The organism is Mycobacterium colombiense (assembly GCF_001672755.1).
Taxonomy (GTDB): Bacteria; Actinomycetota; Actinomycetes; order Mycobacteriales; family Mycobacteriaceae; genus Mycobacterium; species Mycobacterium colombiense_C.
The window spans coordinates 1-25,070 of sequence record NZ_LZKI01000124.1 but is presented as its reverse complement, the minus strand read 5'-3'; the positions used below and the strand labels follow the sequence as shown (position 1 = coordinate 25,070).

The window sequence follows — 25,070 nt, the reverse complement described above, 5'->3', positions numbered from 1 at the left end:
GCGGTGCTGTCGGCGAAATCCAGCTTCTTCAGCGCGTCGATGGTGGCCTGGTGCTGCGGGGTCGGCGGCACCAGCAGATAGGGCGTGCCGGCGAATCCGACCAGCCCCAGGTTGATCGCCGGGGTCAGCTGGTCGGCGAATTGCTTGCCGGCCTCCTTGGCCGCGTCCAGGCGGTTGGGTGGCACGTCGGTGGAGGCCATCGACTCCGACACGTCGATCACCAGCATCACGACCGCCCGGTTGAGCGGAATCCGGACATCGGACGTCGGTCCGGCCATCGCGGTGGTCAGCAACACCAGCGAGACGGCCAGCAGGATGGTCGGCACGTGCCGCCACTTGCTGGGCCGCGGCGGCGCCACCCGCTCCAGCACCTCCATGTTGGCGAAGCGCAGCACCCGGCGACGACGGGCGAATTGCTGCACGACGTAGAGGCCGATCACCAGCAGCACGATCAGCAGAACCAGGAAGAACCAGGCGTTCTGGAAGCCCGTGAGCGACACCGGTCCCAGCAGGGGCACCTTCATGTCCAGCCACACTATGCGTCGAACTCCGGCGGTGCATGGACCGCCACCGGGGATTACCCGGCGACGAGGTCGCGACGCTGGGTGAACTTGATGTCCAGGCTGCGCAGGTGTGTCTGCAGCCCGGCGTCCTGGACCGGGATCAGGTGGGCCGGCTGATCGGTCTCGTTGTAGTGGGCGTGCCACATGCCCGGCGGGGTGGTGAAGGCGCACCCGGCGCGCCAGTCCACCCGGGTGGGGTTGACGATGTCGCCGTGCTCGTCGAGGCGGGTACCCAGCAGCGTGTAGCAGCCGGACGCCGGGGCATCGAGGATGAGATCCAGCGCGACGGACTGGTGCCGGTGGGGGCGCTGCACCTGGTTGGGCGGCAGCACGCCGAACATGGCCCACAGCACGTGCGTGATGGTCAGCGTCTGCTCCTGGTTGGCGTTGGCCAGCAGCACGCTGACCCGGCTCTTGTCGTTGGCGCCCGGCCGCGACGCGATCTCCTCCAGCTTGGCCACCGCGTCCGCGCGGCGGAACTTGGTCGCCGCAAACCGCGGCCGAGTGGCCTCGGCGCCCAGGTAGCGCATCAGCGGCTCGTCGTGCACCCAGTACATGGCCGTGTCGGTCGCGGCGTAGAACACCGAGTGGCTGCCGGCGGGCAGCGTCACGAAGTCGCCCTTCTCCCACGCGATCAGCCGGCCGTTGACCGCCGCGAAGCCCCGCCCGTAGAGCACGTAGTACAGCTGCGAGGTGGCGTTGGGGCTGGTGTCGACCTGCTCTCGGGCGCGGACGCTGATGAAGTTGGCCAGCAGCGCCGGACTGGTCGCCGCGCCGGTGTCGATACCCAGCTCCTCGGAGAGGTCCAGCGGGATCACCCCGGTCGGCGCGCCGAGGTAGATCTCGGGATCGAACCGCCGCAGCGGAACCGGCGGGACGTGCCCGGATCCGATCGGGTTGGCCGCCTTGGAGTATTCGAAGTATTCGGCCTGCTGCGCCCACTCCTCGAAACGGCCCTCGAACCCGTACTCGGCCACGTTGATCATCGGTGCCGGGATCGTCGGGTCGAGGTTCGGCGTCACCAACTGCTGGGGCATCTGCGGCCTCCTTGGGTCAGGGTCTGTTGTATCTGAATAGTATTTATCTTGTATCTCAGCGTCAATCCGCGCAGGTGGGGCGGCACCGTGTACGGTCATGACCACGCTTGAGATACGACTTAGCTACCAGAAGAGGGCTCGCGTGGCAGCAAAGGACCCCCGGCCGGGCACGGCCAAGGAACGCGCGCTGGACTACGTCAAGACGCAGGTCCTCACCGGCGAGTTCCCCGGCGGGGAGCTGATCAGCGAGGGCGACGTCGCCAGCGCGCTCGGGATGTCGCGCACCCCGGTGCGCGAGGCTTTCCTGCGACTGGAGTCCGAGGGGCTGTTGCGGCTCTATCCGCAGCGCGGCGCGCTGGTGGTCCCGGTCTCGCCCGACGAGGTGCGGGCGGTCATGGAGGCCCGGCTGGTGCTGGAGCAGTTCGCGGCCGGCAAGGTGATCGGACGCGGCCCCGCCGTCTGCGCGGTGGTCTTCGACCGGCAGTCGGTTGAGCTGCGCCGGCAGCGCGACGCCGTGGCCGCGGCCGACTGGCGGGAGTTCCTGGAGTCCGACCGCGCCTTCCACGCCATCACCCTGGAAGAGTCCGGCAACGCCATCCTGTCGGCCTTCTACTCGACCCTGCGCGATCGCCAGATGCGGATGATCGGGGAATCGGCGCTGCGCGAACCCGACCGGGTGGCCACGATCATGGCCGAGCACGCGGACATCGCGGAAGCCTTGCGCGACGGCGACTTAGCGCGCGCGCTGCGGGCGGTGCAGACGCACTTGGCCAGCACGGTGCGGGCCATGGGTCTTTCGGTCCAACCGGATTCGTTATGGGTTACCGGATTTGGCGCTCGTGTCGCAGACTGATCGGTAGCCCGGGGCTTAGCCGATCAGCACGGCATAGCGCGGCTTGATCACCTCGTCGATGATCGCCAGGCGCTCATCGAACGGGATGAACGCGGATTTCATCGCGTTGATGGTAAAGCGCTCGAGGTCGCTCCACCCGTAGCCGAAAGCCTGCACCAGCCGGTGCATTTCGCGGCTCATGAAGGTATCGCTCATCAGTCGGTTGTCGGTGTTGACGGTCACCCGGAAGCGGGTGCGGGCCAGCAGGTCGAACGGATGCTCGGCGATGCTGTTGACGGCACCGGTCTGCACGTTGGAGCTGGGGCACAGTTCCAACGGAATTCGCTTGTCCCGCAGGATGGATGCCTGTTGCCCGAGCCGGACCTGCCCGTCGTCCAGCACCTCGATGTCGTCGACGATGCGGACGCCGTGGCCCAGCCGGTCCGCGCCGCAGAAGGCGATCGCCTCATGGATGGACGGCAGCCCGAACGCCTCACCGGCGTGAATGGTGAAGCGGGCGTTGTGGTCTCGCATGTAATCGAAGGCTTCCAGGTGCCGCGTCGGCGGATTGCCCGCCTCGGCGCCGGCGATGTCGAATCCGACAACGCCCTTGTCCCGGAATCGGATCGCCAGCTCGGCGATCTCGCGCGACACCGCCGCGTGCCGCATCGCGGTGACCAACAGCCGCACCACGATCGGGCGATTCACGGCCGCACTTGCCTTCTCGCCGTCGGCGAAGCCGGCCAGCACGGCGTCGACGATCGCATCGAAAGACAGCCCGCGGTCGATGTGCAGCTCGGGGGCGAACCGGATCTCGGCGTACACCACCGAGTCCGCGGCCAGATCCTCCACGCACTCGTAGGCGACCCGATGCAGCGCCTCCGGGGTCTGCATCACCGCCACCGTGTGCGAGAACGGCTCCAGGTAGCGCTCCAGCGAGCCGCTGTGCGAACGGGTGCGAAACCACGTGGCCAGCTCGTCGACGTCGGTGGCGGGCAGCCCGTCGTAGCCGACCTGTCCGGCGATCTCCAGCACGGTCGACGGGCGCAACCCGCCGTCGAGGTGATCGTGCAGCAGGGCCTTGGGGGCCTTTCTGATCTGCTCCAGCCCTAGCGGTGCGGTCATGTGACGATCCGATCGATGATCAGCGGTCGGGAGGCCGGGGGTGTGCCGTCGACGCTCCACCCGCCATCCAGCTCGGCGAGGGCGGCAGTGAAGCGGTCCGGGGTGTCGGTGTAGAGGGTGAACAGCGGCTCACCGGCGGTGACCGGCTCGCCGGGGCGGCGGTGGATCCGGATACCCGCGCCCAACTGCACGCGTTCGCCCGGGCGGGACCTGCCCGCGCCGAGCCGCCATGCCCCCAGCCCCACTGCCATCGCGTCGATATCGCCCATTGTGCCGCCCCGGGGGGCGATCACGGTCTCGGCATGCCCGGCGACGGGCAACGGCACCGACAAATCGCCGCCCTGGGCCGCGATGAGCCGGCGGAACCGGTCCATCGCGGTGCCGTCGCGCAGGGTGTCGGCGGGATCGCGATCGTCGATCCCGGCCAGCTCGAGCATCTCGGAGGCCAGCCGCAGCGTCAGCTCTACCACGTCGGGGGGCCCGCCCCCGGCGAGCACCTCCAGTGACTCGGCGACCTCCAGGGCGTTGCCGACGGTCGCGCCCAGCGGGCGGTTCATGTCGGTCAGGAGCGCGCGGGTGGGAACCCCGTGCGCCGCGCCGAGCTCGACCATGGTGTGCGCCAGCTCGCGGCACTGCCGCTCGGAGTGCAGCAACGCCCCGGAGCCCACCTTCACGTCGAGCACCAGTGCGCCGGCCCCCTCGGCCAGCTTCTTGCTCATCACCGAGCTGGCGATCAGCGGCAGCGATTCGACCGTGGCGGTGATATCGCGCAGCGCGTACAGCTTGGCGTCGGCCGGGGCCAAGTCACCGGCCGCGAAAATGGCCGCGCCGACCTCGCGCAGCTGATCGCGCACGCGCCGGTTGCTCAGCTCGGCGCTGAACCCGGCGATGGATTCCAGCTTGTCCAGGGTGCCGCCGGTGTGGCCGAGCCCGCGGCCCGACGCCTGCGGGACGGCGGCTCCGCAGGCGGCGACGACGGGCACCAGAGGCAGGGTGATCTTGTCCCCCACCCCGCCGGTGGAGTGCTTGTCGACCGTCCGCAGGCCCAGGTCGCCGAAGTCGAGCGTGTCGCCCGAGGCCAGCATCGCCGCCGTCCACCGGGCGGTCTCGCCGGGGTCCATGCCGCGCAGCAGGATTGCCATCAGCAGCGCCGCCATCTGCTCCTCGGCCACTCGCCCGTCGGTATAGGCGCCGATGACCCAGTCGATGGCGGCGTCGGACAACCGGCCGCCGTCGCGCTTGGTCCTGATCACCGTGGGCGCGTCGAACGCGGGATGCATCAGCCGCGCCCAGCGGCCAGGTCGTCGGGGCCGAAGGCGTCCGGCAGCAGGTCATCCAGCCGGCGCGGGCCGCCCGGATGGTCGATCAGCAGCTCGGGGCCGCCGTGTTCGAGCAGCACCTGACGGCACCGCCCGCACGGCATCAGCACCGATCCGCGCCCGTCCACGCACGCCAGTGCGACCAGGCGGCCGCCGCCGGTGGAATGCAGGGCGCACACCACCGCGCATTCGGCACAGAGACCAAGGCCATATGAGATGTTCTCCACATTGCAACCGGTTACCACCCGGCCGTCGCCGACCAGTGCGGCCGCCCCGACCCGGAGCCGCGAGTAGGGCGCGTAGGCCAGTGCCGAGACATCGATCGCCTTGTCCCGCAACGTTTTCCAGTCGATCTCAGGCATAACGAAACCCCGCTCACCCATCGTCGATTCCGACGATCACCCTAGCCGCAAAACGGCATTTCGCTTGGCGGACATTGGCGCAAGTCACACCGTGTCCGAGCTAAGCTCAAGTGCCCGGAGTGGCTGACGTTGAAGTCGGAAGAAGGCGGTGAGGACTGGGGTGACTACGCAACCGACGACCGCGAAGCCGGCGGCACCGGTATCGGCTCCCTCGCGCAAACGCAGGCCACCACGGACGCTGTACCGCGGCGACCCCGGCATGTGGTCGTGGGTGCTGCACCGGATCAGCGGCGCGACGATCTTCTTTTTCCTGTTCGTCCACGTGCTGGACGCCGCCATGCTGCGGGTGAGCCCGCAGACCTACAACGCGGTGATCCACGACTATCAGATGCCGATCGTCGGCCTGATGGAATACGGCCTGGTCGCCGCGGTGCTCTTCCACGGCCTGAACGGGATCCGGGTGATCCTGATCGACTTCTGGTCCGAGGGCCCGCGCCACCAGAAGCTGATGTTCTGGATCGTCGGCATCGTGTTCCTGCTGCTGATGGTCCCGGCCGGCGTGGTGACGGTCATCCACATGATGGAGCACTTCCGATGAGCAGTCCGGACCTGCAGCTGGGCCGGGGCGAGGTCGCCCCGGTCAAACAACGCCTCTACGACCGTCCCGCCAGCCTGGACAACCCCCGCTCGCCGCGGCGGCGGGCCGGCATCCCCAACTTCGAGAAGTTCGCCTGGCTGTTCATGCGGTTCTCCGGGATCGCGCTGTTCGTGTTGGCGATCGGCCACCTGTTCATCATGCTGATGTGGGATAACGGCGTTTACCGCATCGACTTCAACTACGTCGCGCAGCGCTGGGCGTCGCCGTTCTGGCAGTTCTGGGACCTGGCGCTGCTGTGGCTGGCGCAGCTGCACGGCGGCAACGGGCTGCGCACCATCATCGACGACTACAGCCGCAAGGACAGCACCCGGTTCTGGCTCAACAGCCTGCTGCTGTTGTCCATGGGCTTCACGTTGGTGCTGGGGACTTACGTGCTGCTGACATTCGACCCGAATATCGGAGGCTGACCCGTGATCCAGCAACACCGGTACGACGTCGTGATCGTCGGCGCGGGTGGTGCCGGCATGCGCGCCGCGGTGGAGGCCGGCCCGCGGGTGCGCACCGCGGTGCTGACGAAGCTCTACCCGACCCGCAGCCACACCGGCGCCGCGCAGGGCGGCATGTGCGCCGCGCTGGCCAACGTCGAAGAAGACAACTGGGAATGGCACACGTTCGACACCGTCAAGGGCGGCGATTACCTCGCCGACCAGGACGCCGTGGAGATCATGTGCAAGGAAGCCATCGACGCGGTGCTCGACCTGGAGAAGATGGGGATGCCGTTCAACCGCACCCCCGAGGGCCGCATCGACCAGCGCCGGTTCGGCGGGCACACCCGCGACCACGGCAAGGCGCCGGTGCGCCGCGCCTGTTACGCCGCCGACCGCACCGGCCACATGATCCTGCAGACGCTGTACCAAAACTGCGTCCGGCACGACGTGCAATTCTTCAACGAGTTCTACGCGCTGGACCTGGTGCTCACCCAGACCCCGAGCGGGCCGGTGGCCACCGGGGTGGTCGCCTACGAGCTGGCCACCGGCGACATCCACGTCTTCCACGCCAAGGCGATCGTGCTCGCCACCGGCGGCTCGGGCCGGATGTACAAGACCACCTCCAACGCGCACACGCTGACCGGTGACGGCATCGGCATCGTCTTCCGCAAGGGACTTCCGTTGGAGGACATGGAATTTCACCAATTCCATCCGACCGGCCTGGCGGGCCTGGGCATCCTGATCTCCGAGGCGGTGCGCGGTGAGGGCGGCCGGCTGCTCAACGGCGAGGGCGAGCGCTTCATGGAGCGCTACGCCCCGACGATCGTCGACCTGGCCCCGCGCGACATCGTGGCCCGCTCCATGGTTTTGGAGGTTCTGGAGGGCCGCGGCGCGGGCCCGCACAAGGATTACGTGTACATCGACGTCCGCCACCTCGGCGAGGACGTGCTCGAGGCCAAGCTGCCCGACATCACCGAGTTCGCCCGCACCTATCTGGGTGTGGACCCGGTGCACGAGCTGGTCCCCGTCTACCCGACCTGTCACTACGTGATGGGCGGCATCCCCACCACCGTCACCGGACAGGTGTTGCGGGACAACACTTCCACGGTGCCGGGCCTGTACGCGGCCGGGGAGTGCGCGTGCGTGTCGGTGCACGGGGCCAACCGGCTGGGCACCAATTCGCTGCTGGACATCAACGTGTTCGGCCGCCGGGCGGGCATCGCCGCGGCCAATTACGCACGGGGACATGACTTCGTGGACATGCCGCCGGAACCCGAGGCGATGGTCGTCGGCTGGGTCGGCGACATTTTGAGCGAGCACGGCAACGAGCGCGTCGCCGACATCCGCATCGCCCTGCAGCAGTCGATGGACAACAACGCCGCGGTGTTCCGCACCGAGGAGACGCTCAAGCAGGCGCTCACCGACATCCACGCGCTCAAGGAGCGGTACGCCCGAATCAGCGTGCACGACAAGGGGAAACGATTCAACAGCGACCTGTTGGAGGCCATCGAGCTGGGCTTCCTGCTGGAGCTCGCCGAGGTCACCGTGGTCGGTGCGCTGAATCGCAAGGAGTCGCGCGGCGGTCACGCCCGCGAGGACTACCCCAACCGCGACGACGTCAACTTCATGCGCCACACCATGGCCTACAAGCAGGGCAGCGACCTGCTGAGCGACATCGCGCTGGACTTCAAACCCGTGGTGCAGACGCGCTACGAACCCAAAGAACGGAAGTACTGATGGCCGAGAGCGTCGGAACCGAAGAGGCAGCCGAGGTCGAGATTAGCCTGGAGCCACCGCTGCCGGCGATTCCCGACGGCGCCGTGATGGTGACCGTCAAGATCGCCCGCTTCAACCCTGACCAGCCCGACGCCTTCGCGGAAACCGGTGGGTGGCAAAGCTTTCGGGTACCGTGCCTGCCCAGCGACCGGATGCTCAACCTGCTGATCTACATCAAGAGCTACCTGGACGGGACGCTGACCTTCCGGCGGTCCTGCGCGCACGGGGTGTGCGGGTCGGACGCCATGCGCATCAACGGCGTCAACCGGCTGGCGTGCAAGGTGCTGATGCGCGATTTGCTGCCCAAGAAACCGGGCAAGGCGCTGACCATCACGGTCGAGCCGATCCGCGGGCTGCCGGTGGAGAAGGACCTGGTGGTGGACATGGAGCCGTTCTTCGACGCCTACCGGGCGGTGAAGCCGTACCTGATCACCACCGGCAACCCGCCCACCCGCGAACGCATTCAGAGCCCGACCGACCGCGCCCGCTACGACGACACCACCAAGTGCATCCTGTGCGCGGCGTGCACCACCAGTTGCCCGATCTTCTGGCACGAGGGCAGTTACTACGGCCCCGCGGCCATCGTCAACGCGCACCGGTTCATCTTCGACAGCCGCGACGAGGCCGCCGCCGAGCGCCTGGACATCCTCAACGAGGTCGACGGCGTGTGGCGCTGCCGCACCACGTTCAACTGCACCGAGGCCTGCCCCCGTGGCATCGAGATCACCAAGGCGATTCAAGAGGTCAAGCGCGCGATCATGTTCTCCCGCTAAGGGCTTGCAGCCTTAGGCGTTATTCACTCGCGCTTTGTTGCCGTCCCTCGTACGGCGGCACTGCACTCCCCGTGTCTTGCGGGGGCGCTTCGCCGGTCCCGCTGTAGGTGTCCGACGCGCTCGGATCGCTCATAGGCGGATTCGCGTCTTCGTCCACGGTTCCGACAGGACGATCCCCGCCGCCGGGCTCGGGAGTGTCCGTGCCGGTGTCGCGCGCGCCGCTGCCCAACTCCGGGTCGTCGAAGCGTTCCGTGCTCGCATCGGTTGACTGTTGATCATTTTGAGAGGTCATAACTCGTCTCCTCACCCTCTCGTTGCCCTGCCGCACCCGTTGGCGTGGCGAGGGTGAGAGGCGGGTACCCGCACCTTCTGCCGGGAAACACCCGCTCACGCCGGCACCTCCCCGGGACCATAAGGCCCTTCCCGAAAGCGCTATCGCATTTGCTAGCGCGTTTCAGATTCGCCTCATGGTTCCCGGGTCCGTCACACATCGCGGGCCTGCCTCGTCTGATCGGTATGACACAGAAAACCCGCATCGAGCCCCTACCCCCCAAGCGCACCGGACTGCTGACCCGGGCGATGTACCGGATCGCCAAGCGGCGCTACGGCCAAGTTCCCGAACCCTTCACCGTCGCCGCGCACCATCGCGGGCTGATGATCGCCGGAGCCCTACACGAGACCATGCTGGACCGGGCGTCGAAGACGCTGCCGGTCAGCGTGCGCGAACTCGCGGTGTTCTGGACCGCCCGCACGGTCGGCTGCTCGTGGTGCGTCGACTTCGGTTCCATGCTGCAGCGCCTGGACGGATTGGACATGCAGCGACTGAAGGACATCGACAACTACGCCACCTCCACGGCATTCAGCGACGACGAGCGCGCCGCCATCGCCTACGCCGACGCGATGACCACGGATCCGCACACCGTCACCGACGAGCAGGTCGCCGATCTGCGGGCCCGCTTCGGTGACGCCGGGGTGATCGAGCTGACCTATCAGATCGGGGTGGAGAACATGCGGGCGCGGATGAACACCGCGCTGGGCATCACCGAGCAGGGCTTCAATTCCGGTGACGCCTGCCGCGTTCCGTGGGCGACCGAGGTCAACGAGCCCGCAGCGGGGAACCGGTGAATTTGTCGGGGTTGGCGACATCCCATAGGGCGCAGACCTTTCCATCGCGCACCGTCGCCGCCATGATCCGCGGCATCATCTCGCGATACCCGTCACTGGCGGGGCAGCCGGCCGTGTAGCCACCCAGCTCACCATTGACCAGCCCCAGCTGATACGAGGTGAACATCGCCGGGCCGTAGCGCTGGGCCAGGCCGAAGAAGAAGCGGGCCACCTTGTCCGCGCCGTGGATGACGTTGATTGCGGTGGGCGCCTTGCCATTCGCGTCGCCGGTCAGGATCACGTCGGGATGCAGCAGCCCCACCACGGCATCCAGGTCGCCGGACGCCATGGCGGCCAGCAACTTCCCGACCACCTCGGCGTGCGCGGGATCGGGCTTGGGTGGCGCCTCGGCCGAGACGGCCTTGCGGGCCCGCGACGCCAGCTGGCGGGCGGCGGCCTCGTTGGTCCCCAGCACCTGGGCCACCTCCGCGAACGGCACGGCGAACCCGTCGTGCAGCACGAAGGCGACGCGCTGATCGGGGGACAGCCGCTCCAGCACCACCATCGCCGCGAACCGCGCGTCCTCGCCGGCCACCACCGCGGACAGCGGATCGGCCGCTTGAGAATCCGCGAACCCGGTCACGACCGGCTCGGGCAGCCAGTTGCCGGTGTAGGTCTCGCGACGATGCGCGGCAGAACGCAACCGATCCAAGCCCAGCCTGCTCACCACCGTGGTCAGCCAGGCCCGCAGGTCGGTGATCGCGCCATCCTGCCGGTGCCAGCGCAGCCAGGCGTCCTGCACGATGTCCTCGGCGTCGGCCACCGTGCCCGTGAGCCGGTAGGCGACCGACATGAGATGGGGCCGTAGCGACTCGAACTCGCTGACCTGCTGCGCTGAGGTCATGCCGCGAGGTTACGCTCAGCGGCAAGATGACTGACAACCTATGGCTGCACTTCGCCCGGCACGGCCCGGACATCACGCCGCCCATCATCACCCGCGGCCAGGGTGTCACCATCTACGACGACCGCGGCAAGAGCTACCTGGACGGCCTGTCCGGGCTGTTCACCGTGCAGGTCGGCCACGGCCGCACCGAACTCGCCGAGGTCGCCGCCCGGCAGGCCGGCACGCTGGCGTTCTTCCCGCTGTGGGGGTACGCCACTCCGCCCGCGATCGAGCTCGCCGAACGCCTCGCCGGCTACGCCCCCGGCGACCTGAACCGGGTCTTCTTCACAACCGGCGGCACCGAGGCCGTCGAGACCGCGTGGAAACTGGCCAAGCAATACTTCAAGCTCACCGGCAAACCCGGTAAGCACAAGGTGATTTCGCGCGCCATCGCCTACCACGGCACCACCCAGGGCGCGCTGGCGATCACCGGGCTGCCCCGCTTCAAGGCGCCCTTCGAACCGGTGACGCCCGGCGGCTTCCGGGTGCCCAACACCAACTTCTACCGGGCGCCCGAACCGTTCGGAACCGATCCGAAGGCCTTCGGGCAGTGGGCCGCCGACCGGATCGCCGAGGCCATCGAGTTCGAGGGCCCCGACACCGTGGCCGCGGTGTTCCTGGAGCCGGTGCAGAACGCGGGCGGCAGCATCCCGCCTCCCCCAGGCTATTTCGAGCGGGTGCGCCAAATCTGCGACGAATACGACGTGCTGCTGGTCTCCGACGAGGTGATCTGCGCGTTCGGCCGGATCGGGTCGATGTTCGCCTGCTGCAGTGAGATCGGAGACTTCGGCTACGTGCCCGACATGATCACCTGCGCCAAGGGAATGACGTCGGGCTACTCACCGATCGGCGCCATGATCGCCAGCGACAGGTTGTTCGAGCCGTTCAACGACGGCGCCACCACGTTCCCGCACGGGTATACCTTTGGCGGCCACCCGGTTTCGGCGGCCGTAGGGCTGGCCAACCTCGACATCTTCGAACGTGAGGGCCTCAACGATCACGTCCGGACCCACGCGCCCGCCTTCCGCGCCACCCTGGACAAGCTCTACGACCTGCCCATCGTCGGCGACGTGCGAGGCGAGGGTTTTTTCTACGGCGTCGAACTGGTCAAGGACAAGGCAACCAAGCAGACCTTCACCGACGAAGAACGCGGCCCGCTGCTGGGCCGAGTCGGTGCCGCACTGTTCGAGGCCGGGTTGTACTGCCGCACCGACGACCGCGGCGATTCCGTCATCCAGCTGGCGCCCCCGCTGATCAGCGGCCAGACCGAATTCGACACCATCGAAGCCATCCTGCGCGAGGTGCTGACGCAGGCCCACGCGCGGCTCTAGAGTCCTGGGCATGGCCCGCAAACCCCGTATCCACCCGGTGCGGTGGCAGCCGCCGCCGGTCGAGAAGCTGCCCGACGTGCCGGCGCCCGGCGTCACCGTCGTCCCGCTGCCCGGCAACGGGCCCGAGGATGTCGTCGTCGACGCGGCGGGCCAGTTGTGGACGGGCCTCGAGGACGGCCGCATCGTGCGGATCTCCCCCGACGGCGACCGGGGCACCGTCGTCGCCGACACCGGCGGGCGGCCGCTCGGCCTGCACGTGGCCCGCGACGGCCGGCTGCTGATCTGCGACAGCCATCGCGGACTGCTCGCGCTGCAGCCGGACGGCGGCACACTGGACGTGCTGGTGGAATCGGTCGGCGGCAGGCGGCTCAAGTTCTGCTCCAACGTCACCGAAACACCCGACGGCACAATCTATTTCACCGAGTCGACGAGCGACTATCATTTCGAACACTTCACCGCCCCGATCGTGGAGGCACGCGCAACCGGCGGACTGTACCGGCTCGGCACGGACGGCACGGTCAGCACGCTGGTCGACGGACTGTACTTCGCCAACGGTGTGACCGCCACGGCCGACGGGTCGGCGCTGGTCTTCGCCGAGACGCAGGCGCGCCGGCTGTCGAAGTACTGGCTGAGCGGGCCGCGGGCAGGCACGGTAACACCGTTGGCGGTGCACCTGCCCGGCATGCCCGACAACATATCCACCGGCGGCGACGGCCGCATCTGGGTCGCGATGGTCACCGAGGCGAACCCGGCGCTCGAGTCGCTGTTCCCGCGCGCCCCGATCATCCGCAAGGTGGTGTGGCGGCTGCCCGAGCGGCTGCAACCGAAGATCAAGCCGGAGATCTGGGCGGTCGCGTTCGATCCGGACAGCGGCGCGGCCGTCGCCGGCCTGCGCACCGCGCGGCCGGACTTCGGCTCCGTGACCGGCCTGGTCGAGGCGGCCGGCAAGCTCTGGATGGGCACGATCAACTACCCGGCGCTGGCCCACGTGGACCTGGCCGCCACCTCGCCGTAAGCCCCGCTAGCCGGTTGGTGCCCGCCGGACCGCATCGGCGGCCATCATCACCTCGCGGGCGTGCGTGGCGCTCGGGTTGCGACCGAACCGCGTCACAGCGTTGCACAGCCAGGCCAGCGCGGATCGCAGCTCGGCGTCGGTGGCGGCGTCACGGTGCAGCTTCAGCTCCGCCAGCACCTGGTCCAACCCGGAACGTCGCACCTGCGTTGCCTTCTCGACCCGCTTGAGCAGATCATTCAGCGCTCGCGGGCCGGCACCGGGCGGGGCGTCCACGCCGCCGCGATTGCGCCGCCAGGCGGACCAAAACCGATCGCGTGAAATGACGAAACCCTCCGAATCCGGTGCGGTGGGTGGCTTTCGGGCTGACCGCGGGCCCAGCGTATCGCGGCCCCGCCGGCACCGCTCAGTAACTTCCGTCTCACCAGTCACAGCGCGGCTCCCCGGATTCGGGCCGCCGATCGCTTACTGTGCACAGACGATGACCCTGTTACGTTCTGCATCATGCCTGGCAGCGGCGCTATTCCTGATGGCCGCCCCGGCCACGTTGGCGGCACCGGCGACGTTGCCGCTGGGTGCGCCACCGGCGAACGCCGAACCCGGCGCCGAACCCAATGCCGCGCCCCCGGACTGCCCGTACAAGGTGAACACCCCGAAGGCCGTGGATTCGTCGGAGGCGCCCACCGCGGGTGACCCGCCGATCCCGCTGGCGGTGCCCGCCAAGCCGGTCGGCGGTGACGCGCTGGGCAGCTGCGGCATCGTCGCCGCGCCCAATACGCCGGCGCTGCCCAACGACGTCTCCGCCGAGGCCTGGCTGGTGGCAGACCTGGACAGCGGCGCCGTCATCGCGGCCAAGGACCCGCACGCGCGCCACCGCCCGGCCAGCATCATCAAGGTGCTGGTCGCGATGGCCTCCCTCAATGCGCTCAACCTGAACAAGTCGGTCCCCGGCACCGCCGACGACGCCGCCGCCGAGGGCACCAAGGTCGGCGTCGAGGAGGGCGGCGTCTTCACCGTCAACCAGCTGCTGCACGGGCTGCTGATGCACTCCGGCAACGACGCCGCCCACGCGCTGTCCATGCAGCTGGGCGGCATGCAGCAGGCGCTGGAGAAGATCAACGTGCTGGCCGCCAAGCTGGGCGGCCAGGACACCCGGGTGGCGTCGCCGTCGGGGCTGGATGCACCCGGCATGAGCACCTCGGCCTACGACATCGGGCTGTTCTACCGCTACGCGTGGCAGAACCCGACCTTCGCCGACATCGTCGCGACACGGACCTTCGACTTCCCCGGCCACGGCGACCACCCGGGCTATGAGCTGGAGAACGACAACCAGCTGCTTTACAAGTATCCCGGCGCCCTGGGCGGCAAGACCGGTTACACCGATGACGCCGGCCAGACGTTCGTGGGTGCGGCCAACCACGACGGGCGACGGCTGGTGGCGGTGCTGCTGCACGGGACGCGGGTGCCGATCGCGCCGTGGGAACAGGCCGCGCATCTGCTGGACTACGGCTTCTCCACGCCGCAGGGCACGCAGGTCGGGTCGCTGATCGCGCCCGACCCGTCCCTGGCGCCGGCCAAGCGCGACGCCACGGCGGACCCGCTCGCCAATAACGCTGAGGCCGGCGGGATCATCCCGTCGGCGGAGGCCATGCCGATCCGGGTGGGCGTGGCGGTGATCGGGACCATCGTCGTGTTCGCGCTGATCATGATGGCCCGCTCGATGAACCGCCGCCCACTTCACCGCTGAGCGCCGTGGCAGGCGGATCGCGGCGCGGACTCCTGGTCGGGCTCACCGCCGCCAGCGTGGGCGTCACCTACGGCTACGACCTGTCCATCATCGCCGGGGCGCAGTTGTTCGTCACCGAGGACTTCGGATTGTCCACGCGCCAGCAGGAACTGCTGACGACGATGGTGGTGATCGGCCAGATCATCGGGGCGCTGGGCGCCGGAGTGCTGGCCAACGTGATCGGACGGAAACGGTCGGTGGTGCTGATCCTGTCCGCCTACGCGGTTTTCGCGGTGCTGGCCGCGTTCTCGGTCTCGCTGCCGATGTTGCTGACGGCGCGGCTGCTGCTGGGGCTGACGATCGGCGTGACGGTGGTGGTGGTCCCGGTCTATGTGGCGGAGTCGGCGCCGACGGCGGTACGCGGTTCGCTGCTGACGGCCTACCAGCTGGCGATCGTCACTGGCCTGATCGTCGGCTACGTGACCGGCTACCTGCTGGCCGGCACCCACAGCTGGCGGTGGATGCTGGGGCTGGCCTGCGTGCCGGCAGTGGTGTTGCTGCCGTTGGTGATTCGGATGCCCGACACGGCCCGCTGGTACGTGCTGAAGGGCCGGATGGACGACGCGCGGCGGGCGCTGCTGCGGGTGGAACCCACCGCGCGCGTCGACGAGGAGCTCGCCGAGATCGGCCGCGCGCTGAGCGAGTCCGCGCCCGGCGCCAGGGGCGGGTTCACCGAGATGCTGCGGCCCCCATACCTGCGGGCCACCGCGTTCGTGGTCGTGCTCGGCTTCCTGATCCAGATCACCGGCATCAACGCGATCATCTACTACAGCCCCCGAATCTTTCAGGCCATGGGCTTCACCGGCAATTTCGCACTGCTCGGGTTGCCGGCGCTGCTGCAGGTCGCCGGCCTGGCGGCGGTCGGCGCGGCGCTGCTGCTGGTCGACCGGGTGGGCCGTCGGCCAATCCTGTTGTGGGGCACCGCCATGATGATCATCGCCGACCTCGTGCTGATGGCCGTGTTCGGTCAGGGCTTCGGTGGCGCCATCGCCGGGTTCGCCGGCATCCTGCTGTTCATCATCGGCTACACGATGGGCTTCGGCTCGCTGGGCTGGGTGTACGCCAGCGAAAGCTTCCCGTCCCGGCTACGCTCGATCGGGTCGAGCACCATGTTGACCTCAAACCTGGTGGCTAACGCCATCATCGCCGCCGTCTTCCTGAGCCTCCTCCATTCACTCGGTGGCGCAGGGACTTTCGCGCTGTTCGCAGGGCTCGCGGCGGTCGCGCTCGTCTTCGTGTACCGCTACGCGCCGGAAACCAAGGGCCGCCAGCTCGAGGACATCCGCCACTTCTGGGAAAACGGCGGCCGATGGTCGTGATCGCCGCGGGCACCATGGTGCTCGACGGTCGGGTCTGCCGCCCCGGCTGGCTGCAGACCTCCGGAGGACAGATCGCGGCCTGCGCGCCCGGCCCGCCGCCCCACCCGGCCGACCGGGACTTCCCCGATTGCACTGTGGTGCCCGGCTTTATCGACATGCACGTGCACGGCGGCGGCGGCGCGTCCTACACCGAGGCGGACGGCATCGCCGGCGCCGCCGCGTTCCACCTGCGGCACGGCACCACCACCACGCTGGCCAGCCTGGTGACCGCCGCGCCGTCCGAACTGCTCGCCGGGGTGCGCGCGCTCGCCGAGGCCACCCATCGGGGCACCGTCGCGGGCGTCCACCTGGAGGGGCCGTGGCTGAGCGGCGCACACTGCGGAGCCCACGATCGCACGAAGATGCGCGAGCCGGACCCGGGCGAGATCGACGCGGTGCTGGCCGCGGGCGACGGCACCATCCGGATGGTGACGCTGGCACCCGAGCTGCCCGGGGCCGACGCGGCGATCCGTCGGTTCGTGGACGCGGGAGTCGTTGTGGCGGTGGGGCATACCGACGCCACCTACAAGCAGACCCGGCACGCCATCGCGCTGGGCGCCACGGTCGGCACGCATCTGTTCAACGCGATGCCGCCGCTGCACCACCGCGAGCCGGGCCCGGCCCTGGCACTGCTGCGCGACCCGCGGGTGACCGTCGAGGTGATCGCCGACGGCGTGCACCTGCATCCCGACGTGGTGGCGGCGGTGATCGCGGCCGCCGGGGCGGACCGGGTCGCGATGATCACCGATGCGATCGCCGCGGCCGGCCGGCCCGACGGAGCGTTCCGGCTCGGGTCGGTGCACGTCGATGTCGTCGCCGGTGTGGCACGGGTGCACGGGACGTCGACGATCGCGGGGAGCACCGCCACCATGGATCGGCTCTTCCGCGCGGTGCATGCCGACGCCGGACTGCTCGCCGCGGTGCAGACGACCGCCACGACGCCGGCGCGTGCGCTCGGCCTGCAACGGGTGGGCGAGCTGAGGGCGGACTACGATGCCAATCTCGTTGTGCTGGACGCTGGTTTGGCCGTATCGGAGGTCATGGTGCGCGGCACCTGGCGCTAGCGATCGCGGCGGGTGAGGCGGGCGATCCGGGAAAGCGTCAGCGCCCCAACGGCTCCCAATGCCATCGCGGTCAGGGTCTGGCGGGTGTTCAGGCCCTCGTCCATCTGAATCCGGGGCGCGATGATCGCCGGGGCCGGAGGCGCGACGGGTTGACTGCGCGGGTCATTGGAGGCGGTCGCCGCCCAGGCGGTGCAGAACAGCACGAGATACGCGGTGATGTAAGCGAACACCATCAACCCCAGCACCGGGCCGAAGGCCGCGCCCGCCGGGCTGCGCAGCACCGCCCGCAGATAGATGGAGGCGACCTGTTTGAACACCTCGAAGCCGATGGCCGCGATCAGCCCGGCCCGCATCGAATCGACCAGGCTGACCTTTTCGCGTGGCAGGCGGGCGATCATCCACGTGAAAAGCAGCCACGACACCAGCGTCGCGATCAGAATCGAGAACACCCAGAAGAGCCAGTCGAACACCACAAACTGCGGTATGCCAAGCCATTTCAGCAGCGCGGCCATGGGCGCGGCATGGCCGACGGTGGTCAGCGCGACGGTGGCCACGATCACCGCGAACGTCCCCACCATCGCCAGCAGGTCGGACAACTTGTTGCGCACGAAGCCCGGTGACGCGATCTCCTCATCCCACCACATCTCCGTCAGCGCCTGGCGCAGGTGCGATATCCAGCCCAGGCCCGCCCACACCGCGGTGGCCAGACCGATCACGCCGACCGACGTCCGGGCATCGATGGCCGAGTTCATCAGCTCCTGCAGCTGATTACCCAGCGTGCCGGTCACCTGGGAGCGGATGTGGTCGTCGATGGTGCTCAACAACGACGGTCGCCGCGCCAGCACGAAACCGAAGACCGCGAAACCGACCATGAGCAAAGGAAACAACGCGAAGATCGTGTAGTAGGTGAGGCCGGCAGCGAAGAACCCGCCGTTGCGCTCGTCGAAACGCTGGTAGGCGCGGATGACGTGATCGATCCACCCGTGGCGGGCACGCAGCCGATCGAAAAAGCCCGGCTTGGCCGGCTCACTCATCGCACGACTCCAAATGAGTAGCGGTACTAGCTCCTTTGGATCTAGTTCCCTTGTGGAAGAAACCCAAGCCGATCGTAAACCCGCTGGACCGTTTTCCCGGCCACATCGTTGGCCTTTTCCGCGCCGGCCGCGAGCACGGCCTCCAATTCGGCGAAATCGGCGGTCAGTTCGTCGACCCGGGCCTTGATCGGGGCGACGAATTCGACGACCGCCTCGGCGGTGTCCTTCTTCAAATCGCCGTAACCCCTTCCGGCATAGCCCTCCACGAGCCGATCGATGCCGACACCGGTGACCGCGGACTGGATGCTCAGCAGGTTGGACACGCCGGGCTTGGCCTCGGTGTCGAAGCGGATCTCGCGCTCGCTGTCGGTGACCGCGGAGCGAATCTTCTTGGCCGACACCGCCGGTTCGTCCAGCAGGTTGATCAACCCGGCATCGGTGGCCGCCGACTTGCTCATCTTCGATGTCGGATCCTGCAAGTCGTAGATCTTCGCGGTGGCCTTCGGAATGAGCATGTCCGGCACCACGAACGTCTCCGGGAAGCGACTGTTGAACCGCTCCGCGATGTCGCGCGCCAACTCGAGATGCTGACGCTGGTCCTCGCCCACCGGTACCAGATCGGTGTCGTAGGCCAGCACGTCGGCCGCCTGCAGCACCGGGTAGGTGAACAACCCCACGGTCGTGGAGTCGGCGCCCTGGCGCAGCGACTTGTCCTTGAACTGCGTCATCCGCGAGGCCTGCCCGAAGCCGGTGAAGCAGCCCAGCACCCAGGCCAGCTGGGTGTGGGCGGGCACGTGGCTCTGCACGAACACGGTGCTGCGGGCCGGGTCGATGCCCAGCGCCAGGTACTGCGCGGCCGTGATCAGGGTGCGGCGGCGCAGCGCGTCGGGATCCTGGGCGATGGTGATGGCGTGCAGGTCGACCACGCAGAAGAACGCGTCGTGATCGTCCTGCAGCGCGACCCAATGCGTGACCGCGCCCAGCGCGTTACCCAGGTGAAGGGAATCGGAGGTGGGCTGCACGCCGGAGAAAATCCGGCTGGATCCGGTAGCGGTGCTCATGATGCACCGATCTTTTCACGCGCGACGGCCGGGGCCGCACCGACCGGCGCCCGCGCAACCCCGCCGGTTGCGGTACCGGCGGTACCGGATTTAATGTCGGGTTATGACGACTCGTTCGCCGATCCACCTCGGTTCCGGAGAGCCGGTCCTGATGCTGCACGGATTCCTGATGTCGCAGACCGTGTGGGATCCGGTCGCGCCGCGACTGGCCGACACCGGCCGCTTCGAGGTCTTCGCCCCCACCATGGCCGGGCACAACGGCGGGCCCTACGCGGGCACCTGGCTGCTGAGCTCGTCGGTGCTGGCTGACCACGTCGAGCGCCAGCTCGACCAGCTCGGCTGGGAGACCGCCCACCTGGTGGGCAACTCGCTGGGCGGCTGGGTCGCCTTCGAGCTGGAGCGGCGCGGGCGTGCACGCAGCGTGACCGGCATCGGCGCCGCCGGCGGATGGACGCGGTGGAGCCCGGTGAAATTCGAGGTCATCAGCAAGTTCATCGCGGGCATGCCGATGCTGGCGCTGGCCCGGCTGCTCGGCGAGCGCACCCTGCGGCTGCCGCTGAGCCGGCGGCTGGCCACCCTGCCGCTGACCGCGACGCCCGACGGGATCAGCGAGCAGCAGCTGCACGGCGTTGTCGACGACGCCGCCCACTGCCCGGCCTACTTCCAGCTGCTGGCCAAGTCGCTGCTGGACCCCGGCCTGCTGCAGCTGGCCGACACCGCGGTGCCCGTCCAGCTGGTGCTGTGCGAGAAGGACCGGGTGGTGCCCGCAAGCAGGTTCAACCGGCACTTCACCGACTACCTGCCGCCGGGAACGAAGATCACCAAGCTCGACGGCGTCGGGCACGTGCCCATGTTCGAGGCGCCCGAGCGGGTCGCCGCCGCCATCGCCGACTTCATCGACGAATGCGCAGGCGGGGCCAACCGGCTTCCAGACCAGTACCAGCCACCGGCTAGCTAGCCAGCTGTTTTTCCAGGTTCTCGGCGATCGAGTTGAGGAACTCCTCGCTCTGCTGCCACTCCTGGTCCGGGCCGATCAAAATGGCCAGGTCCTTGGTCATCTTGCCGCTCTCGACGGTGGAGACCACCACGTGCTCACACGTCTGCGCGAACTCGATCACCTCGGGGGTGTCGTCCAGCTTGCCACGGTGCGCCAGCCCCCGCGTCCAGGCGAAGATCGAGGCGATGGGGTTGGTCGAGGTCGGCTTGCCGGCCTGATACTGGCGAAAGTGCCGGGTGACGGTGCCGTGCGCGGCCTCGGCCTCGACCGTCTTGCCGTCGGCGGTCATCAGCACCGACGTCATCAGCCCCAGTGAGCCGTAGCCCTGCGCGACGAGGTCCGACTGGACGTCGCCGTCGTAGTTCTTGCAGGCCCACACGTAGCCGCCCTCCCACTTCAGGCAGGCCGCGACCATGTCGTCGATCAACCGGTGCTCGTAGGTCAGCCCCTCGGCCTCGAACTGGTCCTTGAACTCCTCGTCGTAGATGCGCTGGAACTCGTCTTTGAACATGCCGTCGTAGGCCTTGAGGATGGTGTTCTTGGTGGACAGGTACACCGGCCACTTGGCGTTCAGCCCGTACTTCAGCGACGCGCGCGCGAAGTCCCGGATGGAGTCCTTGAAGTTGTACATCCCCATCACGACGCCGCCGTCGGAGGGGATGGACACCACCTCGTGCACCATCGGCTCGCTGCCGTCGGCGGGGGTGAAAGTGATTGCGACGGTTCCGGGTTTGTCGACCGTGAAATTGGTCGACCGGTACTGGTCGCCGAAAGCGTGGCGGCCGATGACGATCGGCTTGGTCCAGCCCGGCACCAGCCGCGGCACATTCGAGATCACGATGGGCTCGCGGAAGATGGTGCCGCCCAAAATGTTCCGGATGGTGCCGTTCGGGGAGAGCCACATCTTCTTGAGGTTGAACTCCTGGACGCGGGCCTCGTCGGGGGTGATGGTCGCGCACTTGACGCCCACGCCGTGCTTCTTGATGGCGTAGGCGGCATCGATGGTCACCTGGTCGCCGGTGCGGTCGCGGTGCTCGATGCCCAGGTCGTAGTAGTCCAGGTCGATGTCGAGGTGCGGCAGGATCAGCATGTCCTTGATGAACTTCCAGATGACGCGAGTCATTTCGTCACCGTCGAGCTCTACGACGCGGCCCTTGACCTTGATCTTGCCTTCGCCTGCCATGTCGAGTCCGGCCTCCTGCTTGCGGCCCTAGCCTGTCGAAGCCGCTAGCGCCTCGTTGAATGTCTTGCTGGGCCGCATGATCGCCGTGGTCTTCTCGGTGTCCGGCTGGTAATAGCCGCCGATGTCGACCGTCTCGCCCTGCGCCGCGGCCAGTTCGGACACGATGTCTTCCTCGTGTTCGGCCAGCGAGTCGGCCAGCGCGGCGAAATGCTTGCGCAACTCGTCGTCGTCGGAATTCGCGAGTTCCTGCGCCCAGTACAGCGCCAGGTAGAACTGGCTGCCCCGGTTGTCGAGTTCGCCGGTCTTGCGCGACGGGCTCTTGTTGTTCTCCAGCAGCTTGCCGATCGCGGCGTCCAGCGTCTTGCCCAGGACCTTGGCGCGCTCATTCTCGGTCTTGATGCCGATGTCTTCGAAACATGCTCCCAGAGCGAGGAATTCACCCAGGGAGTCCCAGCGCAGGTGGTTCTCCTCGAGCAACTGGTGGACGTGCTTGGGCGCCGAACCGCCTGCCCCGGTTTCGTACATCCCGCCGCCGGACATCAACGGCACGATCGACAGCATCTTGGCGCTGGTGCCCAGCTCCAGGATCGGGAACAGGTCGGTCAGGTAGTCGCGCAGGATGTTTCCGGTCGCGGCGATGGTGTCCTGCCCCCGCATGGCGCGCTCGATCGTGTGCCGCATCGCCCGTTCCTGCGACATGGTCTGGATGTCGAGGCCCTCGGTGTCGTGCTCGGCCAGGTAGGTGTTGACCTTCTTGCGCAGCTCGTTCTCGTGCGGGCGCTCCTGATCGAGCCAGAACACCACCGGCATACCCGAATTCCGGGCCCGGTTGACGGCCAGTTTGACCCAGTCGCGGATCGGCTCGTCGCGCACGATCGGCATCCGCCAGATGTCGCCCTCCTCGACGTTCTGGGTCAGCAGCACTTCCCCGGTGTCGAGGTCGACGATGTTGGCGACCCCGTCCTCGGAGATCTCGAACGTCTTGTCGTGCGAGCCGTACTCCTCCGCCTGCTGCGCCATCAGCCCGACGTTGGGAACGGTGCCCATCGTGGTCGGATCGAACTGCCCGTGGGTCTTGCAGAAGTTGATGATCTCCTGATAGATCCGGGAGAAGGTGGACTCGGGGTTGACGGCCTTGGTGTCCTTCTGCCGTCCGTCGGCCCCCCACATCTTGCCGCCCGCGCGGATCATCGCCGGCATGGACGCGTCCACGATCACGTCGCTAGGCGAGTGAAAGTTGGTGATGCCCTTGGCCGAATCGACCATGGCCAGTTCGGGCCGGTGCTCGTGGCACGCGTGCAGGTCGCGGATGATCTCGTCGTGCTGCGACGCGGGCAGCGACTCGATCTTGTCGTACAGATCGGACAATCCGTTGTTGACGTCGACGCCGAGTTGGTCGAACAGCTCGCCGTGCTTGGCGAACGCGTCCTTGTAAAAGATCTTCACGGCGTGGCCGAAGACGATGGGGTGCGACACCTTCATCATCGTCGCCTTGACGTGCAGCGAGAACATCACGCCGGTCTCGTAGGCGTCCTGCATCTGTTCTTCGTAGAACTCGATGAGGGCCTTCTTGCTCATGAACATGGAATCGATGACGTCGCCCTTGCGCAGCGACACCATGGGCTTGAGCACAATCGTCTTGCCGCTCTTGGTCTCCAGCTCCATCTTCACGTTGCACGCGCGGTCCAGCGTCATCGACTTCTCGCCGTGATAGAAGTCGCCGTGCCGCATGGTCGCGACGTGGGTGCGCGACGCCTGCGACCACTTGCCCATGCTGTGCGGGTGCTTGCGTGCGTACTCCTTGACGGCCTTGGGTGCACGCCGGTCTGAGTTGCCTTGCCGCAGTACCGGATTGACCGCGCTGCCCAGGCACTTGGCGTAGCGGTCCCGGATCTCGCGGTCCTCGTCGGTCTTTGGGCTGTGCGGGAAGTCCGGGACCTTGAATCCCTTGCCCTGCAGTTCCTTGATCGCGGCGATCAGCTGGGGCACCGAGGCGCTGATGTTCGGCAGCTTGATGATGTTGGTGTCGGCCAGCTTCGTCAGCCGTCCCAGTTCCGCCAGGTTGTCGGGCACCCGCTGCTCTTCGGTCAGGTGCTCGGGGAACTCGGCGAGGATGCGGGCCGCCACGGAGATGTCGCTGGTCTTGATCTCGATGCCCGCCGGTTCGGCGAAGGCGCGCACGATCGGCAGGAACGCGTAAGTCGCCAGCAGCGGCGCTTCGTCGGTCAGTGTGTAGATGACGGTCGGCTGTTCGGCGCTCACGATCCCTCTCCCGGCGTCAATGATGGGTTGAAATTTTGGGGGCTCAGCGTTCTGACTGCCACGTTAGCAAGGGTGTTTGGACAGGTGTCGACCTGCACATGTACCGCGAGGGTTGGCACCGACTCGGCACAGTAAGATAGTCTTTGTATTGGTCATGAGCGCCAGCATCAAGCCCCGGCTTGCTGGCCGGCAACCCTCCAACCGCGGTGGGGTGCCCCGGGTGATGACCAGGTTGAGTAGCCAGACAACCGGCTATCCGGCAAGCGCGGGTCCGCCGTGACGGGCCCCTGAGTAGACAGGGAAACGTGATGTGCGCTCGCTTCGCTCATTCGCTCCTCATCGTGTGTCGCTGCTAATCCGCGGCGCCGGTTGACGCCGCCTTCCGGCGTCCCGCCCGTCCGCTAGCAGATCCCCTACCAGCAGAAAGCACCCCCGTGACCTCCGACAACGCCGATCACGACACCGATCCGACCGCGAATTGGTCGTTCGACACCAAGCAGGTGCACGCCGGCCAGCACCCGGACCCGGCCACCAACGCCCGCGCCCTGCCGATCTACCAGACCACGTCGTACACCTTCGACGACACCACGCACGCCGCCGCCCTGTTCGGGCTGGAAGTGCCGGGCAACATCTACACCCGGATCGGCAACCCGACCACCGACGTCGTCGAGCAGCGCGTCGCCGCGCTCGAGGGCGGGGTGGCGGCGCTGTTTCTCAGCTCCGGGCAGGCCGCTGAGACCTTCGCCATATTGAACCTGGCTTGTGCCGGAGATCACATCGTCTCCAGCCCGCGGCTCTACGGCGGGACGTACAACCTGTTCCACTACTCGCTGGCCAAGCTCGGCATCGAGGTCACCTTCGTGGACGACCCCGACGACCTGGATTCGTGGCAGTCGGCGGTGCGGCCGAACACCAAGGCCTTCTTCGGCGAGACCATCTCCAACCCGCAGATCGACGTGCTGGACATTCCCGGGGTCGCCGGCGTCGCGCACGCCAACGGCATCCCGCTGATCGTCGACAACACCATCGCCACGCCGTACCTCATCCAGCCGTTCAAGCACG

Annotated in this window: 23 protein-coding genes, 1 pseudogene and 1 riboswitch; of the genes and pseudogenes, 13 read left to right on the top strand and 11 right to left on the bottom strand. The window is 67.8% G+C overall.

Annotated elements, in window-relative coordinates; translation table 11 throughout:
- Both A5708_RS17280 and A5708_RS17275 read right to left on the bottom strand, forming a co-directional pair.
- A partial coding sequence (locus tag A5708_RS17280; protein WP_155766056.1) for a VWA domain-containing protein occupies positions 1-524 on the bottom strand: 524 nt, incomplete at its 3' end.
- A gap of 53 nt (positions 525-577) precedes the next feature.
- Positions 578-1,600: a cupin gene (locus A5708_RS17275; protein WP_065029798.1), complete on the bottom strand. Its 1,023-nt coding sequence runs from the start codon at positions 1,598-1,600 to the stop codon at positions 578-580.
- A 142-nt stretch (positions 1,601-1,742) separates the two neighbouring features.
- Between A5708_RS17275 and A5708_RS17270 the strand changes: the two genes are divergently transcribed.
- Positions 1,743-2,453 (top strand): GntR family transcriptional regulator, encoded by a 711-nt coding sequence (locus A5708_RS17270; protein ID WP_065029797.1) that lies wholly within the window; start codon positions 1,743-1,745, stop codon positions 2,451-2,453.
- 15 nt (positions 2,454-2,468) lie between these two features.
- On the opposite strand, the gene A5708_RS17265 is transcribed toward A5708_RS17270, so the two are convergent.
- Genes A5708_RS17265 through A5708_RS17255 form a run of 3 tightly spaced genes read right to left on the bottom strand, consistent with a single transcriptional unit; the run spans position 2,469 to position 5,238 of the window.
- Entirely contained in the window at positions 2,469-3,557 is a 1,089-nt protein-coding gene (locus tag A5708_RS17265) for an adenosine deaminase (RefSeq protein WP_065029796.1), read from the bottom strand.
- A complete protein-coding gene (locus A5708_RS17260; RefSeq protein WP_065029795.1) occupies positions 3,554-4,837 on the bottom strand; it encodes a thymidine phosphorylase in 1,284 nt (427 codons plus the stop codon). Before A5708_RS17260 ends, A5708_RS17265 begins: the two co-directional genes overlap by 4 nt.
- On the bottom strand, positions 4,837-5,238 hold the full coding sequence (locus A5708_RS17255) for a cytidine deaminase (protein WP_065029794.1): 402 nt from the start codon (positions 5,236-5,238) through the stop codon (positions 4,837-4,839). Before A5708_RS17255 ends, A5708_RS17260 begins: the two co-directional genes overlap by 1 nt.
- A gap of 259 nt (positions 5,239-5,497) precedes the next feature.
- Here A5708_RS17255 and sdhC point away from each other — a divergent pair, with 259 nt between their 5' ends.
- The 5 genes and pseudogenes from sdhC to A5708_RS17230 form a co-directional block, all read left to right on the top strand.
- Positions 5,498-5,836, top strand: a complete 339-nt coding sequence (gene sdhC, locus A5708_RS17250) for a succinate dehydrogenase, cytochrome b556 subunit (protein ID WP_064878689.1) — start codon at positions 5,498-5,500, stop codon at positions 5,834-5,836.
- Positions 5,833-6,303 (top strand): succinate dehydrogenase hydrophobic membrane anchor subunit, encoded by a 471-nt coding sequence (locus A5708_RS17245; RefSeq protein WP_007773310.1) that lies wholly within the window; start codon positions 5,833-5,835, stop codon positions 6,301-6,303. The genes sdhC and A5708_RS17245 overlap by 4 nt, the downstream gene beginning before the upstream one ends.
- Before the next feature lie 3 nt (positions 6,304-6,306).
- Positions 6,307-8,061, top strand: coding sequence for a succinate dehydrogenase flavoprotein subunit (gene sdhA / locus A5708_RS17240; protein ID WP_065029793.1), 1,755 nt, complete (start codon positions 6,307-6,309; stop codon positions 8,059-8,061).
- Complete coding sequence (locus A5708_RS17235; RefSeq protein ID WP_065029792.1) at positions 8,061-8,873, top strand: succinate dehydrogenase iron-sulfur subunit; 813 nt, start codon at positions 8,061-8,063, stop codon at positions 8,871-8,873. Before sdhA ends, A5708_RS17235 begins: the two co-directional genes overlap by 1 nt.
- A 483-nt stretch (positions 8,874-9,356) precedes the next feature.
- A pseudogene (locus A5708_RS17230) lies at positions 9,357-9,998 on the top strand (carboxymuconolactone decarboxylase family protein); the annotation flags it as partial.
- Here A5708_RS17230 and A5708_RS17225 read toward each other — a convergent pair.
- Positions 9,970-10,881 carry a sigma-70 family RNA polymerase sigma factor gene (locus tag A5708_RS17225; RefSeq protein WP_065029790.1) on the bottom strand — a complete coding sequence of 304 codons (912 nt, stop codon included), beginning with the start codon at positions 10,879-10,881 and terminating at the stop codon, positions 9,970-9,972. The pseudogene A5708_RS17230 and the gene A5708_RS17225 sit on opposite strands and share 29 nt — an antisense overlap.
- 26 nt (positions 10,882-10,907) lie before the next feature.
- Between A5708_RS17225 and A5708_RS17220 the strand changes: the two genes are divergently transcribed.
- Together A5708_RS17220 and A5708_RS17215 are read left to right on the top strand one after the other, a co-directional pair.
- Positions 10,908-12,251: an aspartate aminotransferase family protein gene (locus A5708_RS17220; protein WP_065029789.1), complete on the top strand. Its 1,344-nt coding sequence runs from the start codon at positions 10,908-10,910 to the stop codon at positions 12,249-12,251.
- Positions 12,252-12,261: 10 nt separating this feature from the next.
- On the top strand, positions 12,262-13,266 hold the full coding sequence (locus A5708_RS17215) for an SMP-30/gluconolactonase/LRE family protein (RefSeq protein WP_065029788.1): 1,005 nt from the start codon (positions 12,262-12,264) through the stop codon (positions 13,264-13,266).
- Positions 13,267-13,272: 6 nt separating this feature from the next.
- Here the strand turns inward: A5708_RS17215 and A5708_RS17210 are convergent, their stop codons facing one another.
- Positions 13,273-13,506: a hypothetical protein gene (locus A5708_RS17210; protein WP_196772665.1), complete on the bottom strand. Its 234-nt coding sequence runs from the start codon at positions 13,504-13,506 to the stop codon at positions 13,273-13,275.
- A 238-nt stretch (positions 13,507-13,744) separates the two neighbouring features.
- Here A5708_RS17210 and A5708_RS17205 point away from each other — a divergent pair, with 238 nt between their 5' ends.
- Genes A5708_RS17205 through nagA form a run of 3 tightly spaced genes read left to right on the top strand, consistent with a single transcriptional unit; the run spans position 13,745 to position 17,471 of the window.
- Entirely contained in the window at positions 13,745-15,010 is a 1,266-nt protein-coding gene (locus A5708_RS17205) for a D-alanyl-D-alanine carboxypeptidase family protein (protein ID WP_065029786.1), read from the top strand.
- Between the two features lie 5 nt (positions 15,011-15,015).
- Complete coding sequence (locus tag A5708_RS17200; protein ID WP_065029785.1) at positions 15,016-16,368, top strand: sugar porter family MFS transporter; 1,353 nt, start codon at positions 15,016-15,018, stop codon at positions 16,366-16,368.
- Positions 16,359-17,471, top strand: a complete 1,113-nt coding sequence (gene nagA, locus A5708_RS17195) for an N-acetylglucosamine-6-phosphate deacetylase (protein ID WP_065029784.1) — start codon at positions 16,359-16,361, stop codon at positions 17,469-17,471. The genes A5708_RS17200 and nagA overlap by 10 nt, the downstream gene beginning before the upstream one ends.
- Here nagA and yhjD read toward each other — a convergent pair.
- Entirely contained in the window at positions 17,468-18,505 is a 1,038-nt protein-coding gene (yhjD, locus tag A5708_RS17190) for an inner membrane protein YhjD (RefSeq protein ID WP_065029783.1), read from the bottom strand. The two genes, nagA and yhjD, sit on opposite strands and share 4 nt — an antisense overlap.
- A gap of 41 nt (positions 18,506-18,546) precedes the next feature.
- Positions 18,547-19,566 carry a tryptophan--tRNA ligase gene (gene trpS, locus A5708_RS17185; protein ID WP_065029782.1) on the bottom strand — a complete coding sequence of 340 codons (1,020 nt, stop codon included), beginning with the start codon at positions 19,564-19,566 and terminating at the stop codon, positions 18,547-18,549.
- Between the two features lie 148 nt (positions 19,567-19,714).
- Here trpS and A5708_RS17180 point away from each other — a divergent pair, with 148 nt between their 5' ends.
- A complete protein-coding gene (locus A5708_RS17180; protein ID WP_065029799.1) occupies positions 19,715-20,524 on the top strand; it encodes an alpha/beta fold hydrolase in 810 nt (269 codons plus the stop codon).
- Here A5708_RS17180 and A5708_RS17175 read toward each other — a convergent pair.
- Both A5708_RS17175 and A5708_RS17170 read right to left on the bottom strand, forming a co-directional pair.
- Entirely contained in the window at positions 20,517-21,746 is a 1,230-nt protein-coding gene (locus A5708_RS17175) for an NADP-dependent isocitrate dehydrogenase (RefSeq protein WP_065029781.1), read from the bottom strand. The two genes, A5708_RS17180 and A5708_RS17175, sit on opposite strands and share 8 nt — an antisense overlap.
- 27 nt (positions 21,747-21,773) lie before the next feature.
- Positions 21,774-24,008 carry an NADP-dependent isocitrate dehydrogenase gene (locus A5708_RS17170; protein WP_065029780.1) on the bottom strand — a complete coding sequence of 745 codons (2,235 nt, stop codon included), beginning with the start codon at positions 24,006-24,008 and terminating at the stop codon, positions 21,774-21,776.
- Between the two features lie 150 nt (positions 24,009-24,158).
- Positions 24,159-24,280, top strand: a riboswitch (SAM riboswitch).
- 162 nt (positions 24,281-24,442) lie between these two features.
- On the opposite strand from A5708_RS17170, the gene A5708_RS17165 reads away from it, so the two are divergent.
- Positions 24,443-25,070: PLP-dependent transferase (locus A5708_RS17165; RefSeq protein WP_196772663.1), on the top strand; the 628-nt coding region annotated here is incomplete at its 3' end.

Excerpts from the sequence above, each read along its gene's own strand:
- A5708_RS17205 (WP_065029786.1), top strand. The coding sequence starts at position 13,745 with ATGACCCTGTTACGTTCTGCATCATGCCTGGCAGCGGCGCTATTCCTG.
- A5708_RS17275 (WP_065029798.1), bottom strand. The coding sequence starts at position 1,600 with ATGCCCCAGCAGTTGGTGACGCCGAACCTCGACCCGACGATCCCGGCA.
- trpS (WP_065029782.1), bottom strand. The coding sequence starts at position 19,566 with ATGAGCACCGCTACCGGATCCAGCCGGATTTTCTCCGGCGTGCAGCCC.
- A5708_RS17215 (WP_065029788.1), top strand. The coding sequence starts at position 12,262 with ATGGCCCGCAAACCCCGTATCCACCCGGTGCGGTGGCAGCCGCCGCCG.
- nagA (WP_065029784.1), top strand. The coding sequence starts at position 16,359 with ATGGTCGTGATCGCCGCGGGCACCATGGTGCTCGACGGTCGGGTCTGC.
- sdhC (WP_064878689.1), top strand. The coding sequence starts at position 5,498 with ATGTGGTCGTGGGTGCTGCACCGGATCAGCGGCGCGACGATCTTCTTT.
- A5708_RS17220 (WP_065029789.1), top strand. The coding sequence starts at position 10,908 with ATGACTGACAACCTATGGCTGCACTTCGCCCGGCACGGCCCGGACATC.
- A5708_RS17175 (WP_065029781.1), bottom strand. The coding sequence starts at position 21,746 with ATGGCAGGCGAAGGCAAGATCAAGGTCAAGGGCCGCGTCGTAGAGCTC.
- A5708_RS17245 (WP_007773310.1), top strand. The coding sequence starts at position 5,833 with ATGAGCAGTCCGGACCTGCAGCTGGGCCGGGGCGAGGTCGCCCCGGTC.
- A5708_RS17255 (WP_065029794.1), bottom strand. The coding sequence starts at position 5,238 with ATGCCTGAGATCGACTGGAAAACGTTGCGGGACAAGGCGATCGATGTC.
- A5708_RS17265 (WP_065029796.1), bottom strand. The coding sequence starts at position 3,557 with ATGACCGCACCGCTAGGGCTGGAGCAGATCAGAAAGGCCCCCAAGGCC.
- A5708_RS17235 (WP_065029792.1), top strand. The coding sequence starts at position 8,061 with ATGGCCGAGAGCGTCGGAACCGAAGAGGCAGCCGAGGTCGAGATTAGC.
- yhjD (WP_065029783.1), bottom strand. The coding sequence starts at position 18,505 with ATGAGTGAGCCGGCCAAGCCGGGCTTTTTCGATCGGCTGCGTGCCCGC.
- A5708_RS17225 (WP_065029790.1), bottom strand. The coding sequence starts at position 10,881 with ATGACCTCAGCGCAGCAGGTCAGCGAGTTCGAGTCGCTACGGCCCCAT.
- A5708_RS17260 (WP_065029795.1), bottom strand. The coding sequence starts at position 4,837 with ATGCATCCCGCGTTCGACGCGCCCACGGTGATCAGGACCAAGCGCGAC.